General features: G+C 72.1%; 14 protein-coding genes. 10 read left to right on the top strand and 4 right to left on the bottom strand.

Translation table 11 applies throughout. From position 1 onward, the window contains the following. Positions 1-620: 620 nt before the first annotated feature. Both RM788_RS28345 and RM788_RS28340 read right to left on the bottom strand, forming a co-directional pair. Complete coding sequence (locus RM788_RS28345) at positions 621-3,008, bottom strand: helix-turn-helix transcriptional regulator (RefSeq protein ID WP_315920655.1); 2,388 nt, start codon at positions 3,006-3,008, stop codon at positions 621-623. Between the two features lie 52 nt (positions 3,009-3,060). Next, positions 3,061-4,365 (bottom strand): Hsp70 family protein, encoded by a 1,305-nt coding sequence (locus RM788_RS28340; protein ID WP_315920653.1) that lies wholly within the window; start codon positions 4,363-4,365, stop codon positions 3,061-3,063. 244 nt (positions 4,366-4,609) lie between these two features. Here RM788_RS28340 and RM788_RS28335 point away from each other — a divergent pair, with 244 nt between their 5' ends. From RM788_RS28335 to RM788_RS28320, 4 genes are all read left to right on the top strand, one after another. Continuing rightward, complete coding sequence (locus tag RM788_RS28335; protein ID WP_315920651.1) at positions 4,610-5,482, top strand: IniB N-terminal domain-containing protein; 873 nt, start codon at positions 4,610-4,612, stop codon at positions 5,480-5,482. Positions 5,483-5,588: 106 nt separating this feature from the next. After that, a complete protein-coding gene (locus RM788_RS28330; RefSeq protein WP_315934788.1) occupies positions 5,589-7,403 on the top strand; it encodes a dynamin family protein in 1,815 nt (604 codons plus the stop codon). Further along, the gene (locus tag RM788_RS28325) at positions 7,400-8,791 is read left to right on the top strand and encodes a GTPase domain-containing protein (RefSeq protein WP_315920649.1); all 1,392 of its coding nucleotides are present in this window, start codon (positions 7,400-7,402) and stop codon (positions 8,789-8,791) included. Before RM788_RS28330 ends, RM788_RS28325 begins: the two co-directional genes overlap by 4 nt. Positions 8,792-8,814: 23 nt before the next feature. Then, positions 8,815-9,333 (top strand): GNAT family N-acetyltransferase, encoded by a 519-nt coding sequence (locus RM788_RS28320; RefSeq protein ID WP_315920647.1) that lies wholly within the window; start codon positions 8,815-8,817, stop codon positions 9,331-9,333. Here RM788_RS28320 and RM788_RS28315 read toward each other — a convergent pair. Then, complete coding sequence (locus RM788_RS28315; RefSeq protein ID WP_315920645.1) at positions 9,303-10,142, bottom strand: LysR family transcriptional regulator; 840 nt, start codon at positions 10,140-10,142, stop codon at positions 9,303-9,305. The genes RM788_RS28320 and RM788_RS28315 overlap by 31 nt on opposite strands. Before the next feature lie 75 nt (positions 10,143-10,217). Here RM788_RS28315 and RM788_RS28310 point away from each other — a divergent pair, with 75 nt between their 5' ends. Both RM788_RS28310 and RM788_RS28305 read left to right on the top strand, forming a co-directional pair. Next, the gene (locus RM788_RS28310) at positions 10,218-11,039 is read left to right on the top strand and encodes a PhzF family phenazine biosynthesis protein (protein ID WP_315920643.1); all 822 of its coding nucleotides are present in this window, start codon (positions 10,218-10,220) and stop codon (positions 11,037-11,039) included. 551 nt (positions 11,040-11,590) lie between these two features. Then, a complete protein-coding gene (locus RM788_RS28305) occupies positions 11,591-12,577 on the top strand; it encodes a LysR family transcriptional regulator (RefSeq protein WP_315920641.1) in 987 nt (328 codons plus the stop codon). Here the strand turns inward: RM788_RS28305 and RM788_RS28300 are convergent. Then, the gene (locus tag RM788_RS28300; protein ID WP_315920639.1) at positions 12,564-13,406 is read right to left on the bottom strand and encodes an SDR family oxidoreductase; all 843 of its coding nucleotides are present in this window, start codon (positions 13,404-13,406) and stop codon (positions 12,564-12,566) included. The genes RM788_RS28305 and RM788_RS28300 overlap by 14 nt on opposite strands. A gap of 84 nt (positions 13,407-13,490) precedes the next feature. On the opposite strand from RM788_RS28300, the gene RM788_RS28295 reads away from it, so the two are divergent. From RM788_RS28295 to RM788_RS28280, 4 genes are all read left to right on the top strand, one after another. After that, the gene (locus RM788_RS28295) at positions 13,491-13,856 is read left to right on the top strand and encodes a winged helix-turn-helix transcriptional regulator (RefSeq protein WP_315920637.1); all 366 of its coding nucleotides are present in this window, start codon (positions 13,491-13,493) and stop codon (positions 13,854-13,856) included. A 177-nt stretch (positions 13,857-14,033) separates the two neighbouring features. Further along, positions 14,034-15,086 carry a gamma-glutamylcyclotransferase family protein gene (locus RM788_RS28290; protein WP_315920635.1) on the top strand — a complete coding sequence of 351 codons (1,053 nt, stop codon included), beginning with the start codon at positions 14,034-14,036 and terminating at the stop codon, positions 15,084-15,086. Positions 15,087-15,224: 138 nt separating this feature from the next. Next, positions 15,225-15,848: a DUF4232 domain-containing protein gene (locus tag RM788_RS28285; protein ID WP_315920633.1), complete on the top strand. Its 624-nt coding sequence runs from the start codon at positions 15,225-15,227 to the stop codon at positions 15,846-15,848. Next, the gene (locus tag RM788_RS28280) at positions 15,849-16,649 is read left to right on the top strand and encodes an alpha/beta hydrolase (RefSeq protein ID WP_315920631.1); all 801 of its coding nucleotides are present in this window, start codon (positions 15,849-15,851) and stop codon (positions 16,647-16,649) included. The last annotated feature ends 6 nt before the right edge of the window (positions 16,650-16,655 follow it).

The following is a 16,655-nucleotide window of genomic DNA, read 5'->3' as shown; positions in this document are numbered from 1 at the left end:
CCCGACAGCGTTCATCCACTTGCGGGCAAGCTTGCGCCGCTCCCGTCTTCCTGCACCGGGAACGGTCCTGACTTCTTCGGGAGGGGCTGAACTCATGCCACCTTGCCTGCTGGGGGGCGGATCCAGATGCAGGGACGGACACGGCGTAGGTCTCTAACCAATCCCACACCGTCGCGAACCGTACCTTCGGATTCGACGCCCCGCCTATGAGTGTCCCTCTTACGTGGCAACCAGCAGAAATAAACTACTTTGAGTCGATCTACATCAACAAACATTCACTCGTTCAGCCGATTCACTCAGGCCCCCAGTACTCACACAGAGCACAGCAAACCGAGCGCGCACGCATCTGTTCGGCCGACTTCACTCGGGGTTTTCGGCCCTGCCCTTGCGGCGTCGGGCTGGGCTTCACCACCTGCCCTTCCAGACCGCCGAGGGCCGAAAAAGAGGGGCCCAAGTCAAGTCGGCCGAACCCGGAGAACGGCGGGCACCGATGCCCTGTTCCGAGGGACAAGCCCATCGCCACCCGCCTTCGAAGGACAAGCCCACCAGGTGTCAAAGGACCAGACCACCACTACCCGGTTCCAACGCACAACACCCCCAGCCTCGAAACCCCCCACGATCTACCCCACGATCTCCCGAAGCCTCCCCAACAACTCCCCCCGACTGGTGCACCCCAACCTCTGCCTCATCCGCGCCATGTGGTGCTCCACCGTCTTGGCCGAGATGAACAACCGATCCCCCACCTGCTTGTAAGTCATCCCCGCCACCACGAGATCGGCCACCTCCCGCTCCCGGTCGCTCAACTTGTCCGCGTCCCCGCTCTCCGAAACCGGGACCGGCTCCGCACCGGCCTTCTTCACCCCCACCGGCCTCCCCTGCAACAGCCGGGCGCAGTCCAGCAGCCGAACCATCGCCTGCCGGTCCGTGGTCCGGATCGCCGCCTGCCCCGCCAGCCGGGCGCCGTCCCACCACTGCCCCGCGGCGTGCAGCCCGCGGGCGGCGTCCTCGACCTGGTCGGCGTCGACCTTGCCCGCCAGCACGTCGAGCCAGCTCTCGGCCGCCCCGGACACGATGGCGTTGTAGCGGTTCAGGGTGCGGTGCTCGGCCAGCGCGGCGGCGTGCTCCTCGGCCACTCCCGTCTGCTCCGCGATGATCGCCGCGTGCAGTCCGCTCCAGTGCAGCGGAACGGCCCACAGCGGCGGGTTCCCCAGCTCCCGCAACAGGTTCCTGGCCTCGGTGAGGTGCGGCGCGAGGCGGTGCTCGTCGCGCAGCCGGGCGGCCGCGGCCGCGAACTCGCCCAGCGGCAGGAAGGTGAACAGGTCCACCGGGTGGCGGAGGACCGCTTCGCAGGCCTGTTCCCAGGTCCGCTTCATCGTCGCGAGGTCGCTGTTGCGCCGGGCGACACCGATCTCCAGCGCGACGGCGAACAGCCAGTCGCGCGGTTCGAGGCGCTTGCCCGCCTTCTTCAACGCCACCAGGCAGTCCTTGGCCTGCACGAGGTTGCCGCGCACCATCGCGATCCACGCCCGCAGCACCAGGTGGCGCACGGTGAACAGCGTGCCCCCGACCTGGGCCCTGGCCGCGCGGTCCAGCACCGACTCGGCCACCCCGGACTCACCGCAGTGCAGCGCCACCAGCGCGGCCAGCGCCGCCGGGCTGTCCGGGAGCAGGGCGGCCCTGCCGACGGGTTCCAGCAGGCCGGACGCCCTGACCAGGGTGGACAGCGCGGTCATCGGTTCGCCCACGACGGACTCGCGGATCCCCTGCGCCATCAGGGCGGCGGCGCCGTCCAGCGACGTGGGCGGCGCGGTGGGCAGGTCGGGTTCACCGGAGATCCGGCCGGTGCCGATGCTGCCGACGACGGCGAACGCGGCGGCCGACGGGGTGCCCGACCACTGGTACAGCTCGGTGCTCCTCGCCAGCTGACCGCGGTGGGCCAGCGCGACGGCGGCCACCTCGGCGGCCTCGCCGCGGTGCGCGGACTCCGGACCGGTGATGACCTGGTCGGCCAGCCGGAGCGCCGCGTCCAGGTCACCGGCCATCGCGGACGCGGTCGCCCACCGGGCGGCGACCTCGGCGCCGGGCGTGCCCGCCGACGCGCCAGCGGCGAACAGCCGGGCGGCCAGGGCGGGGTCGGCGTCGAGCGCTTCCGCCGCGGCGGCCTGGAAGGCGGCGGCCACGCCGGGTCCGCCGACGCCGGTGCCGATCAGCGGGCGCACCAGGTCGAGCACCGGGCCGCCCGCCTCCAGTTGCAGCTCCGCCAGGCGCTGGCGGACCGCGATCCGGCGTTCGGCGCGGCTCAGCAGGGCGACGGCCCGCCGGGCGAGCGGGACGAGCGTGCCGTCCTGGGCGACCATGCCGGTGGCGCGGCCCGCCTCGATGATCTCGCCGACCCCGTCGAAGTCCACGCCCAGCAGCGCACCCAGGAGGTCGAGCCGGAGACCGGCCCCGGCTTCGGCGGCGAGCAGGAACTTCTGCAGGTCGGCGTCGAGCCAGTCCAGTTCGGGTCGGAACGCGTCCACGGCCTCGGCGGGCACCTCGGCGCCGGTCACGCCCGCCAGCCGTTCCACGAACCGGGGCACGCCGCCGCTCTGCTGGTGCACGAAGTCGACCAGCGCGCGGCTGGCGGAGGCGGGCAGGAACTCCTTCACCTGGTCCGCGCCGAACGCGCCCGGCATGAGCAGCGGCCGTCCGCGCAGCGACTCCGCCAGCACCCGGTGCCGGGGCCACGGGCGGTAGGCCACGACCAGCCGCGGCTCGTCGGCGGCCAGCACCTCGCGCAGCCGCGGCTCGTCGAGCAGGTGGGCGTCGTCGACGACGCGGACCGACGAGCCCGCGTCCCGGTAGACGCGCTGGATCTCGCGCAGGATGACCGACTTGCCGTACCCGCCGGGCGCCATCACGCCCAGGCGCAGCGGGGCTTCCGGGGCGGCCGCGATGTCGTCCAGCAGCTGACGGGTCGGCTCGTCCGGCAACAGCACGGGGTGCGTGGTCGATCGGTGGCTCAACAGCCGTCCTCATCGTCGTCGGGGTCGTCTGGGTGGTCGACCTACGCGGGTCTCACCGGTCGTCCTCGTCGTGAGCCGGAGCGCTCCGGCGGGACCCGCCCGCGCCCGCCGGTTTCAGGCCGCGGACGACGCGCTTGACCGAGCGCCGCTCCGGCAGGTCGAGCGGGGTGATGTCGACCGAGGGCCGCGGCGGCGGGGCGGCGAAGTCTTCGTCGGACAGGCCGAGTTCGCCGACCGGGAACCGCAGCGACGGGTCGTCGAAGCGGCGCAGCACGGAGGTCTCGCGGGGTTCGGGTTCGGCGTCGGGCCCCTCGACCGCCTGGCGGGCGACCAGCGCCGCGCCCTTCACGACCGAGGTCTCCGGTGCGGCCTCGATGGCGAGGCGGGCGCGCACGGCGCCGGACACCAGGTCCGCGACCAGCGGGATCCGGGCGCTGCCGCCGACGAGCAGCACCACGTCGGGGGCTTCGAGCGCGGTGGTGGTGCGCACCAGCGTGTCGACGGCGAGGTCGACGGCGGGGCGGATCAGGTCCTCGAAGCGGGGACGGGTGAGGCGCACCTCGCGCGTGCCCTCCTCCAGGTGCACGGGGATGGTGACCTCGGGCATCCCGGACAGGGCGCGCTTGGCGGCCTCGCAGTCGAAGCGCAGCCGCGCGAGGAGCTGGGTGACCCACGGGTCCGCGGGGTCGAGGCCCGTCAGGTCGCGGCCGAGCTCGGACCGCACGTGGCCGAGCACGAGGTCGTCGAAGTCGACCCCGGCCGGGTGGTCGTGGCCCTCGTTCGCCCCGAGCAGCTCGGCGGCCGAGCCCAGCGACCGGCGCACCAGGGAGGCCTCGAACGCGTGGCTGCCCATGCTGAACACCGCCTGCACCTCGCCCCCGCCGCCGGCCGCCAAGTGGTTCTCCACGGCCGCGATCGGTTCGGCGACCAGGGTCGGGCGCTCGATCCCCACCTGGCGCAGCGCCTGCGCGAGCAGGTCCTTGCGGTGCTGCCCCCAGTCCGCGGGGTGGGTCACGGCCACGTGCGCGGCCTGCTCCCCCTCGCGTTCGGCGACCTGGGCGGCGACGTACATGACCATCAGCGCGGTCAGGTCCTCCGGCGCGACCCACATCTGGCCGAGCAGGATCGGCACGTCGTCGCCGACGCGCCGGGCGAATCCGGACGCGGTGAGCAGCGGGTCGCCGGGATCACCGACGACGTAGTCGCCTTCCGGGGTGATCCGCAGCGTCGACGAGACGCCGCCGCCGGGTCCGCCGAGCCCGACCACCTCGACGTCCGGCCTGCCGACGCGCGCCAGGCGGCAGATCGCGGCGGCGGTGCGGGTGGTGCCCACATCGACCCCGAGGACATAGGGCAACTCCGGGACTCCTCACTCACCTGTTCGTACCAGTCCTACGTACGTACACCGGTGATTATCGGCTTACAAGCAGGGCCCCTAACCCCCTAGGGGGTGAACGAAATCCACCCCAACGTGGATACGGCATCTACTGGGAGTGATCCCCGATGGCACCGGGTCCCCCTGCTCGTAGGTTTGCGCCAGTGCCGGGCAAGCGGTTTCCCCGGCTCCCCGACACCCCGCATGACCATTTTGGAGATCACCAGTGAGCTCGCACACGCTGCACGAATTCGTCCTCGGTCTGCTCAGCGATCCCACCGCGCTGGCCGACTTCCAGAACGACGCCGAGGGTGCCCTCGGCGCGGCCGGACTGGGCGACATCAGTGCGGTGGACGTGCAGGAGGTCCTCCCCCTGGTCCTCGACTACGTGCCCGCCGGGAGCCTGCCCGCTCTCGACGGGTCCGTGCTCAACGGGATGCCGGTGGACCTCGACCTGGCGGGCCCCGCGGGCGCCATCACGCAGCTGCAGGTCGTCACGCAGCTCGTGGGTGTGCCCAGCACCACCGACGTCAACCTCGCGGCCACGGGTGCCATCGCGGCCGACGAGACCGGGCTGGAGGCCTTCACCGGCCTCTCCGCCTGGGGACTGGCGGATGCCGCGGGCGCGGCCGACATCAAGATCCCTGGTGACTTCTCCGCGGTGAACGACGTCACCGGCTCCCTGGACGCGACGTTGGACACCACCACCGGCCAGGTCGACGACCTCGCCGACTCGGCGACGGGCGCCCTCCACGGCGTCACCGCCACCGCGAGTGGGGTCACCGGCACGCTCCCCGGCACGGAAGGCCTGACCAGCCACGTGTTCGGCTCGGTCGACACGCTGCACGGCGTGGTCGACGGCGTGACCGGTGGCCTCACCGACGGGCTCGACCTCGGCCGCACGCTGGACGTCGGCAGCCTCGACAACATCGGCCTCAGCACGTCCGCGCCGCTCGGCGCGGACACCCTGGGCACCGTCGGCGGCGACGTCCTCTCGCACAGCGCGGTGGGCGGCGTAGTGAGCAACGTCACCGACTCGCTGGACCACGCCCACCTGCCCGGCTCCGACCTGCTGGGCGTCACCGACCTGCTGTTCTGATCTCTTTCCGATCTCATCGCTCTACCGAGGGTGGTTCCGTCCGATGACGGGACCACCCCTCTCCACTTTCACCCGTGAGGGTGAACACGGCACACTCACTCGGGTGATGGCCGTCCCCTGGCTCGACGTGCTCGACGAGACGATCGGGGCTTGCACCACGCTCAACCGGCCTGACCTGGCAGAACGGTTGCGCGAGAAGCGGGCTCGACAACTGGACCCCAAGCTCAGAGTGCTGGTGATCGGCGAGGCGAAGCAGGGCAAGAGCCAACTGGTCAACGCCCTCGTCAACGCCCCGGTCTGCGCGGTGGGTGACGACATCACGACCACCGTCCCCACCTTCGTGCAGCACGCCGAGACCCCGTCCGCCGCGCTCGTGCGCAGCTCGGCGGCCCGACGCGCGGTCACGGACAGCCCCACCGAACGCGTCCCCGTGGCCATCGACCAGGTCGCCAACGAGGTCAGCGCCGGGCATTCGGGTGAAGTGGTCCGCGCCGAGGTCGGCATCCCGCGCGCGCTGCTCACCTCCGGCCTCGTGCTGATCGACACCCCCGGTGTCGGCGACCTGCGCTCGGCGCACACCACGAGCACGTTCACCGCCCTGCTCCAGGCCGACGCGGTGCTGCTGGTGTCGGACGCGACCAACGAGCTGACCGCCACCGAGCTGGAGCTGCTCAAGCAGGTCATGACGTCCTGCCCCAACGTGACAGTGGTGCTCACCAAGACCGACATCTGCCCGCAGTGGCGCCGGGTGCTGGAGACCAACCAGGCCCAGCTGGCCCGCGCGGGCGTGAGCGCGAAGGTGTTCGCGGTGTCGTCCGCGCTGCGGCTGCGGGCCGCGCAGACCGGCGACAAGTCGCTCAACGTCGAGTCCGGCTTCCCGGACCTGCTGGCGTGCGTGCAGCGCGACATCGTGGCGGCGGCCGACCAGCTGGCCCGCCGCGTCGTGGCGGTGTCCGCCGCGTCGGCCATCCAGCAGCTCGTCGCGCCGCTGCGGCAGGAGCTGACGGTGCAAAACACCAAGCGCACCGAGGACACGATCGGCGCGCTGCACGAGGCGCAGCGCCGGGTCGACGAGCTGCGCCGCCGGTCGGCGCGCTGGCAGACCGTGCTGGCCGACGAGATGGCGGACCTGGTGTCCGACATCGAGTTCGACCTGCGCGACCGGACCCGCAAGATCCTGCGCGAGGTGGACAAGACGTTCGACGACGCCGACCCGTCGAAGGGCTGGGACGAGTTCGAGCGGTGGCTGGAGGACAACCTCACCGAGGCGGGCGCGAAGAACTTCGCCTGGCTGCTGGACCGCTCCGAGTGGGTCGCCGAGAAGGTCGCGAAGAGCTTCCCGGTCTACCGCGAGGACCTGCTGCCCGGCTCGATCTTCCCCGAGGACGTGCTGGAGCGGATCTCCACGATCGAACGCCCCAACATCGAGAAGTTCACCATCGGCCAGAAGCTGTTCACGGGTCTGCGCGGCTCCTACGGCGGCGTGCTGATGTTCGGCCTCGTCACCAGCCTCGCGGGCATGCCGCTGATCAACGTGGTGTCGCTCGGCGCGGGCGCGCTGTTCGGCGGCAAGAGCATCAAGGACGAGGGCGACGCCCGGCTCAAGCGCCGCCAGGCCGCCGCGAAGAACGCCGCGCAGCGGCACGTGGACGACTTCTTCATCAAGTTCAGCAAGGACTGCCGGGACGCCGCGCGGCACGTGCAGGTCAGTCTGCGCAACCACTTCAGCACGCTGGCCGAGGAGTTGCAGGAGACGCTGCTGGAGTCCGCCCGCAGCGCGCGGCGGGCCGTCCAGGACGACGCGACCAAGCGCGAGCGGCGCACGCTGGAGGTCCGGCAGGAGCTGGACAAGCTGGTGGACCTGTACAAGAAGGTCCAGGTGCTCGGGGGATCGCAGGTCGCCCTCGGGATCTCCGCGTGACGCTCGAGGACAAGGTGTGGGCGCTGCTCAACGAGGCGCTCATCGTCTACCGGGACAGCCCGCGGGCGACCGGGTGGCTGCGCAACCAGCTGGCGCGGTTCGGCGAGCCGGTGCGGATCGCGGTCGCCGGGTCGCAGCGGATCGGCAAGTCGACCGTGGTGAACGCGCTGATCGGCGAGGAGTTCACCGCGGGCGGCGGGTTCACCTGGTACCGCGACGGCGTCCGGGCGCGGGCGACCGCGTTCACGCCGAGCGGCCCGCAGGAGGTGCCGGTGGTGCGCCGCGACGGCCGTCCGCACGTCGAGATCGGCATGTGGGACCAGGTCGACCGGCTGATCGTGGACTGGCCGACCCGGTCGCTGCGCGACGCGACGATCATCGACACGCCCGCCACCGCGACGAGCGACCAGGTCTACCGCGAGGCGGACGCGGTGCTGTACCTGATGCGGCACCTCCAGGACGTGGACCTGCGCTACCTCCAGGCGGCGCACGAGAACCCGATCGCGCGGGCGTCCCCGATCAACACCGTGGTGCTGCTGGCGAAGGCGGACGAGATCGGCGCGGGCCGCATCGACGCGCTGTCGTCGACCAAGCAGATCGCCCGCCGCTACCGGCGCGAGGCGCGGGTGGAACCGCTGTGCCAGAACGTGATCGCGGTCGCCGGGCTCATCGCGGTGGCGGCGCGCACGATGAAGCCGGACGAGTTCACCGCGCTCACCGCGCTGGCCGCGCTGCCGCGCACCGAGCTGGAGGACCACCTGCTGTCGGCGGACCGGTTCGTGGGCAACGACTTCCCGGTCGCGCTGACGCCCTCGGTGCGGCAGGGGCTGCTGGAGCGGTACGGGATCTTCGGGGTGCGGCTGACCGCGACGCTGATCCGCCAGGGCTTCGACACGCAGGTGAAGCTGGTGACGCAGCTGGTGCAGCGCAGCGGGCTGGGCGAGCTGCGCGACTCGATCGCCCAGTACTTCACCGACCGCCGCGAGGTGCTCAAGGCGCGGTCGGCGCTGCTGGCGCTGGAGGTCGTGCTGCGCGCGGAGCCCAAGCCCGCCGCGCGGAAGATCGTGATGGACCTGGAGCGGATCGTCGCCGGCGCCCACGACGTGCGCGAGCTGCGGTTGCTCGCCGCGTTGCAGGGCGGGCGCACGAGGCTGCCCTCAGCGCTGGAACCGGAGGCGTCCCGACTGGTCGGCGGGCTCGGCACGGCCATCCAGGCCAGGCTCGGGCTGGAGTACGAGGCCGACGAGACCGAGCAGCGCTACCTCATCGCGGACCTGCTGGCCCGGTGGCGCGAGCAGGCCGCGAACCCCGTGCTCGACCAGGACCAGCGCCGGGCCGCGACCGTGGTCGTCCGCTCCTGCGAGGGGATGCTGTCCGGCCTGGGATGACGGTTCGGGGGATCATGGGACGCATGAGCACAATCACGACGGCGCGGCTGTCGTTGGTCCCGTGGCGGGACGAGCACCTGGTCGACCTGATGGTGCTCGCGAGCGACGAGCGGGTCGTGCGCCTGATCGGCGACGGGAAGCCGTGGAACCGCGACTACGCGACCGACCGGCACCGCGCGGTGCTCGCGCACTGGCGGCGCCACGGGTACGGGTGGCGCGCGGTGCTCGACCGGAAGACCGGGATCTTCTCCGGGGTGGGGTCGATGGTGCGCCACGGCGTCGGGGAGATCGAGCTGGGCTGGTGGATCGCGCCCGCCGCGTGGGGGCGCGGGCTGGCCACCGAGGTGGCGGGCGCGCTGCGCGACGACGCGTTCAAGCAGCACGGCGCGCGCCTGGTGGTGGCCCAGCACCAGGACGGCAACGACGCGTCCGGGCGGGTGATGGCGAAGATCGGCCTGGTCCACGACCGCAGCGTGCTGGACGACGCCCAGGGCGGCAGGCTCCTGCACGTCTACGTCGGAGGCCCCGACTCCGCAGCGTGAACCAGGGCCTCGCAGGCGGTCCGGACCGCCGCGCTCGCGGTCCGCCGCGGGTCGGTGACCAGGAACAGCGTCGAGTCCGGCAGCTCCGCCACGCTCCGCAGCGCGCCCGCCGCGAGCTGGTCCGCCACGGCCACCCTGGGCAGCACCGACAGCCCCAGCCCCGCCACGACGCACGACCGCGCCGCCTCGATGCTGCCGAACCGCGTCGGATGCGCGCCGGACAGGCCCCGCACGAACCGGTCCGTGTACGAGCAGCCCTCCTCCAGCAGGAAGTACCGCCCCTCGTCCGGGTGTCCCGGCGCCGCCACGAGGGCGATCCGCTCCACACCCACCACGACGCTGCGCAACGCGCCCACCGGCGCCTCGTCCTCCAGCACCAGCGCGACGTCCAGCACCCCGTCGCGCACCCCGTCCAACGCGGCCCTCGTGCCCACCGGCGTCAGGTGCACCGCGACACCCGGCCACCGCTCGGCCAGCCCGGCGATGATCCGGGGCAGCCGGTAGGCGCACATCGACTCCGGCGCCCCCAACCGGACGTCCCCGGTCACCTCCGGGTCCGCACGGGCCGCGTCCCGGAGCCGCTGCTCGGCCGCCAGCAGCTCGTGCGCGCCCTCCAGCACCCGCGCACCCGCCTCCGTGAGCCGCGCGCCCGAGGGAAGGCGGTCGACCAGCTTCGCGCCCAGTTCGTGCTCCAACGCCCTGATCCGGGTCGTCACCGTCGACTGGACCAGGTGCAGCTCGGTCGCGGTCGCGGTGAAGCTGCCCGTGCGCGCCAACACCCGGAACGTCCCCAACAGCCTCGTGTCCACCCATCGACATTATCGATGGGCGGCATCGCTTGTCATCGTTGGACTCCATGGTCGCTGGTCGGCAGGCTGGTACCCATGACGGAGATCCTGCGGTACACGGCCTTCAGCACCGACCCCGAAGGCGGCAACCCTGCGGGGGTCGTCCTCGACGCCCGCGACCTCGACGACTCCGCGATGCTCGCCATCGCCGCCGACCTCGGCTACTCGGAGTCGGCCTTCGTCCTCCCCGGCTCCGCCGAACGCGAGTTCCACGTCCGCTACTTCAGCCCACTGGTCGAGGTCCCGTTCTGCGGCCACGCCACCATCGCCACGGCCGTGGCGCTGTCCGAACGGATCGGCGGCGGCCCCCTCGTCTTCGACACGGCCGCGGGCCGGATCGACCTCGCCACCGGCGCCGGAACCGCCAGCCTCACCAGCGTCCCCACCAGCTCGGCCCCCGCACCCGACCACGTGGTCGACCGCGCCCTCCAAGCCCTGCACTGGAACCACTCGGACCTCGCCTGGCCGGTGCACATCGCCCACGGCGGCGCGGGCCACCTGATCATCGGCGTGCACAGCCGGGACCGACTCGCGAAACTCGACTACGACTTCGACGCCCTGGCGGACCTGCTCCGCTCGGAAGGCCTGATCACCGCCCACCTGTTCCACGAACGATCGACCGACGTGTTCGACGTGCGCGAACCCTTCCCGGTCGGCGGCGTGGTCGAGGACGCCGCCACCGGCGCCGCGGCAGCAGCGTTCGGCGGCTACCTGCGCACCCTGGGAAAGGTCCCGACCCCACGCAGCCTGGTCATCCACCAGGGCGAGGACATGGGCCGCCCGAGCCGACTACTGGTCGACATCGACCCGACGGACCCACGCGTAGTCGTGACAGGCACAGCAGTAAGCATCAACTGACAACCCGAAACACGACGCACCACGCAGCCCAACCCGCTGGCACGCAACAGAAGCACGCAACCGCGGTCGATTTTACCTGGGGTTTTCGGGCCTACCCTCGCGGCGGCGGGCAGATCACCACCACCTGCCCTTTTCCGACCGCCGAGGCCCAAGAAGAGGGGCCCCAAGTCAAATCGGCCACACCACCCACGCAACCAGAACCCCGCACGCCCCAGGAACCAGCCTGCCGCAAACCGGAACCAACAGGCGCAAACCGGCACCACCCCAAGGGGTCCCCCAAAAATCAAGACCCCCCAAACAAGAACGCTACCAACCCCCACCGACAAAAACCGCGAACCACCCGGCCGAAGCCCCCCGACCCCGGTCCGCACGGGGGCCGGGGCGGCTCCGACCACTCGGGGATGCGCCATCCACCCCCGCGCCGGCCACGTCCCTCCAGCCCCGAACCCGCCTTGCAGGGGAGGCAGATCCGGTGATCCGTTTCCGTCGCCCCAGAACTATGACCCGTTGGAGGGGTAGCGGCTCATATGAAAGGGGGATACAAGGGTTTTATGCCCGACTTGGAGTTACGCCACCTGCGCGCGGTCTGCGCGATCGCCGAAGAAGGCAGCGTCACCAAAGCCGCGACCCGACTGGGCCTGACGCAGCCCGCCATGTCCGCCCAGCTCCGGACCGTGGAGCGGATCATCGGCGGGCGGCTGTTCGAGCGGACGCCGAACGGGAGCGTTCCCACGGATCTGGGCAGGCAGGTGGTCGGGACGGCGCGGTTGGTGCTGGACGAGGTGGGGCAGCTGCTCCGGTCGGCGCGGGAGCGGACCGGCGGGTCGCAGGGGACGCTGGTGGTGGGCGGGGTGCCGCTGCTGTTCTTCGGCCAGTTCGTCGAGGAGCTGCGCAAGGTCATCCCGTGCTCCGAGATCCGCTCCGAGATCGCGGCGGGCTCGTCGGAGCTGCTCGAACTGCTCGCCGCGGGCCACGTCCAGCTGGGGGTGTTCGACCGGTTCGAGGGCATGGACCAGCGGGAGCTGCGCGGGATCGAGGTGCGGACGCTGGTGACCGAGCCGCAGTTCGTGGCGCTGCCGGAGTGGGATCCGCTGGGGCGCCAGGAGGAGGTCGACCTCGGTCAGCTGGCCGACCGGGACTGGGTGGCTCCGCCGTCGGAGCAGATCGGGCAGCGGGTGCAGATCTTCCAGGCGTGCGCCGAGGCCGGTTTCACACCGCGGCTGCGGCACCACGTGAACGAGGCCGGCACCGCGCGCGGGCTGGTGGCGGGTGGCGCGGTCTCGTTCGCGGCCGCCCCGTCGCGCAGCGGCGACGGCATCGTGATCCGGCCGCTGCGCGGTACGCCCATCAGGACCGACCTGCTGGTCGCGACGCGGCGGGAGGGACCGGCGGCGGGGCGGGCGCACGAGGTGTTCGCGTGCGCGGCCCGCGCCTACCGGTCGATCATCCCGCGCAACCCCGGCTACGAGCGCTGGTGGGACGAGCACCCCGAGGCTCACGCCGAGCTGGACGCGGCGCTGGTGCTCAGCCGACGCTGACGCGCACGGCGTCCTCGACGGGGGTGGCCGGACGGCCGATCAGCTTCTCCAGGTCGGGCCGCACCTCCGCCAGCGCGCCCGCGCGGATGTTGGCCTGGATGTCGACCAGCAGCTCGCAGACGAAGGCCGGGAGTCCGGCGGCGCTCAGGCCGGCGAGCAGGTCGGCGTCCGGGACGCTCCGGTGCGCCAACGGCTTCCCGGTGACCTCGGCCGCGATCGCCGCCAGCTCGTCGAAGCCCCACGCCCGCGGCCCGGTCAGCTCGTAGACCGCGCCCTCGTGCCCGTCGGTGCTCAGCACGACCGCGGCGGCGAGCGCCAGGTCGTCGCGCGACGCGGACGCGATCCGGCCGTCGCCGGTCGCGGTCACCAGCGCGCCGCGCTCGTACGCGCCGGGGAGCTGCGCCGTGTAGTTCTCGTGGTACATCGCGTTGCGGAGGAACGTGAACGGGATGCCGGTCGTCCGGATCAGCTCCTCCGTCGCCCGGTGCACGACGGCGAGGGAGAGCGGGGACGTCGTCGCCTCGGTGACGCTGCTGTAGACGATGTGCCCGACGCCCGCCTCGTGGGCCACGCGCACGGCGGCGGTCTGCTTCGCGATCCGCGCCTCGTCCGGGCCGTCGGTGGAGATCAGCATCAGCCGGTCGACACCGACGAAGTCCAGCGTCTCCGGCCGGTCGAAGTCGCCGTGGCGGACCTCCACCCCCAGGTGCGCCGCCTTGGCGGGGTCGCGCACGGACACGGCGATCCCGCTCGCGGGAACGCGCTGGAGGAGGTGCTGGAGGGTCAGGGAACCGAGGTGGCCGGTGGCGCCGGTGATCAACGTCGTCATGGCGGCAACGCTAGGGACGGGACTGCGGTTTCGTAAGTACCCACCTTTCCCACCGATACTGCCCATTCGGTTAGCATCCAGCTCATGACCCTCGTCACGAACGTCTACGACCGCAACTGCCCCACCCGGACCGTGGTCGGCGTGGTCGCGAGCCACTGGGGATCGCTGGTGCTCGGCGCCCTGCTGGACGGCACGCTCCGGTTCGGCGAGCTGCGCCGCGCGGTCGGCGGCATCAGCGAGAAGATGCTCGCGCAGACGCTCCAGGCGTTGGAGCGCAACGGGTTGGTGCACCGCGAGGTGCACCCGGTGATCCCGCCGCACGTCGACTACACGCTCACCGCGCTGGGCGTCGAGGCGTCCGTCAGGGTGCGTGGCCTGTTCGGCTGGATCCAGGACAGCATGGGCGACATCTCGGCGGCCCAGCAGGCCTACGACGAGGCCCGCGCGTAGCACCGGGCACCCAATTGGGAAAGTGCGACGGCTCACGTCAGACCTCCTACCTCGAATCGATCAAGTGCCCGCCACAGTCTCAAAAACGCCCGTTTGATGCTTCAGAGACCCGATGAATGACCCCATCGCAAAGCGAACACGACGTGAATTCCGGATGGGGGTTGCCAGAATGGGGGTATGACGCAGCCCTTCACGGACGACCTGCATCCGGCACTGCCGTATCCGGGCACCCGGCCGGAGCACTGCTTCGTGCACCTGGACGGCGAGGGCTGGCCGGTCACCCCGGACCCCGCGACCGACTCCGGCTGGCGGGTCGCGCCGGACGGGCGGGACCTGGACGACTGGCTCGCCGACCACGGCGAACCGCCGCTGGCGGCCCGGATGCCGGTGCTGGCCTACGGGTCGAACGCGAACCCGGCGAAGGTGACGTGGCTGCGCGAGGAGATGGGCCTGACCGGTCCCGCGGTGGTGCTGCGAGCCCGCTGCGAGGGCGTCTCGGCGGTGTGGGCTGCGGGGCTGCGCGCCCGTGACGGCGAACGGCCCGCCACGCTGGCCGCCGCGCCGGGCGTCGAGGAGGAGCACGCCGTGTGGATGGCCACGGCCGACCAGCTGCGGGTGCTGGACCGTTGCGAGGGGCGCGGGCTGCGCTACCAGCTCGCACGGGTGCACTCCGGCCGGATCACCCTGTTCAACGGCGGCCGGGTGGACTCCGTGCTGGCCTACACCGGCGCCGGGACGCGCCGGATGCCGCTGCTGGTGGGCGGCGCCCCGGTGCGCTGCGCCGACGTCGACCAGCGGCGCGCCCGCAGGCTCGGCGGGCACCCCGCGGAGTCCGACGGCCTCGACCTCACGCCGGTGCTCGGCGACCCGTCGCCCGACGACTGGCCGGACCGGCTGTTCGTCTACGGCACTCTGCGGCCCGGCGCGTCGCACTGGCACCTGCTGGCCGAGCACGTCGCGGGCGACCCGGTGGCCGTGACGCTGTCCGGCACGCTGCACGACACCGGCCGCGGCTACCCGGCGCTGCGGCCGGGCGACGGCGGCGACGTGCCCGGCCACCTCGTGCGGCTCAAGTCGCCGGAGATCGCGTTCCCGCTGCTCGACGAGTACGAGGGCGACGAGTACCGGCGCGCCCGCGTGGTGCTGCCCGACGGCACCGTGACGTGGACGTACCTGTGGGGCTTGAGCGTGACCGGAATGTCCGTTCTGTCCGAAGGCTGGACCCGTTAGTCGGTAAATCACCAGTTGTGGCACACGATCCGGTTATTTTTCGCCAATCGGGGCGAACCCGACGGCGGGGACGCGCGTCCTCTTGATAAGACCACCGAGCGAGCCGTCCTCTTTGGACGGCGAATCAGGAGGACTGACATGAGCCGACGTCTGATCGCCTGCGGGTTCCTCGGCATGGCGCTGCTGGTGGCCGCCTGCGGTTCCGAGGAGAAGACCTCGACCGGCGCCGCGAGCGTCCCCGTGACCAAGCAGGCGGACCTCTCGGCCGCGCCGGCGTCCTCGTCCGCACCCGCACCGCCGCCGCCCGCCGCCTCCTCGGCGGTCGAGGGCTCGACGGCGTCCGCCGCGCGCTGCACCGCGGCGACGCTGTCCGGCAAGGTCGACCAGGGTGACGCGGGCGCGGGCAACCGGTACGCGAAGCTGGTGTTCACCAACACCGGGAACCAGCCGTGCACGCTCAACGGGTACAGCGGGTTCCAGCTCGTCGCCGGGTCCGGCGGGGAGGTCGCGACCAGGACCGACCGCACCACCGACCCCGGCCCGTCGCTGGTCACGCTGGCCCCCGGCGCGTCCGCGATGGCCAACATGCACTGGTCGGTCGTCGCGCAGGACGACGAGTCGGTCGAGGGGCCGTGCGAGCCGGAGGCGGCCAGCGCCTCGGCCATCCCGCCGGACGAGACCGCACCGGTCCAGTTCCCCTGGACCTTCGGTCCGGTGTGCGGCGCCGGCACGATCGAGATGAGCGCGTTCTACCCTGCCTAGGTGATCGAATCGAACGTCACCGGCCACGCGGGCGAACTCGCGGTCCACACCTGGCCGAACCTCGAGGCCACCTGGCTCGCCGTGCTCGTCCACGGGTACGGCGAGCACCTCGGCCGCTACAAGCACGTGGCGGCGGCCCTGCGCGACGCGGGCGCCCTCGTGGTCGGCGGCGACCTCGTGGGCCACGGCGGGTCCGAAGGCGAACGGGCGCTGATCACCGACGTCGACGCGCTCGTCGCCGACGTGCACGCGGTGACCCGCTCCATCGCCACCCCGCTGCCCACCGTCCTCATCGGACACTCCGTCGGCGGGCTGGTCGCGGCCCGCTACGCCCAGGCGCACGGCGACGAGCTGGCCGCGCTGGTGCTGTCCGCACCGGTCCTCGGCGCCTGGCCGGGCCTGGACCTGTTGGCGGAGGAGGAGGAGGAGGAGGAGGTCCCGGACACCCCGATCGACCCGTCGTGGCTGTCGCGCGACGAGGACGTGGCGAACGCGTACGCCGCGGACCCGTTGGTGTACCACGGGAACTGGCACCGGGAGACCCTGGAGTCGTTGCGCCGGGCCCTGGACGCGGTGGACGCGGGCGAGCCGCTGGGCGACCTGCCGACGCTGTGGCTGCACGGCGACGACGACCGGCTCGTGCCGATCGCGGGCACCAGGGAGGGCACCGACCGCATCCGCGGCACGGGGTTCACCGAGCGCTCGTACCCCGGCGCGCGGCACGAGGTGTTCAACGAGACCAACCGCGACGAGGTGCTCGCCGACGTGGTCGCTTTCGTCCGGGGCACCCTGAAGCTCTAAGGTCCC

It is taken from the genome of Umezawaea sp. Da 62-37 (assembly GCF_032460545.1).
Classification (GTDB): domain Bacteria; phylum Actinomycetota; class Actinomycetes; order Mycobacteriales; family Pseudonocardiaceae; genus Umezawaea.
This window is presented reverse-complemented; position numbering and strand designations above follow the sequence as displayed.

Bases quoted from the DNA above. Each gene is read 5' to 3' on its own strand.
- RM788_RS28330 (WP_315934788.1), top strand. From the start codon at position 5,589: ATGGCCGTCCCCTGGCTCGACGTGCTCGACGAGACGATCGGGGCTTGC.
- RM788_RS28320 (WP_315920647.1), top strand. From the start codon at position 8,815: ATGAGCACAATCACGACGGCGCGGCTGTCGTTGGTCCCGTGGCGGGAC.
- RM788_RS28310 (WP_315920643.1), top strand. From the start codon at position 10,218: ATGACGGAGATCCTGCGGTACACGGCCTTCAGCACCGACCCCGAAGGC.
- RM788_RS28305 (WP_315920641.1), top strand. From the start codon at position 11,591: ATGCCCGACTTGGAGTTACGCCACCTGCGCGCGGTCTGCGCGATCGCC.
- RM788_RS28300 (WP_315920639.1), bottom strand. From the start codon at position 13,406: ATGACGACGTTGATCACCGGCGCCACCGGCCACCTCGGTTCCCTGACC.
- RM788_RS28295 (WP_315920637.1), top strand. From the start codon at position 13,491: ATGACCCTCGTCACGAACGTCTACGACCGCAACTGCCCCACCCGGACC.
- RM788_RS28290 (WP_315920635.1), top strand. From the start codon at position 14,034: ATGACGCAGCCCTTCACGGACGACCTGCATCCGGCACTGCCGTATCCG.
- RM788_RS28285 (WP_315920633.1), top strand. From the start codon at position 15,225: ATGAGCCGACGTCTGATCGCCTGCGGGTTCCTCGGCATGGCGCTGCTG.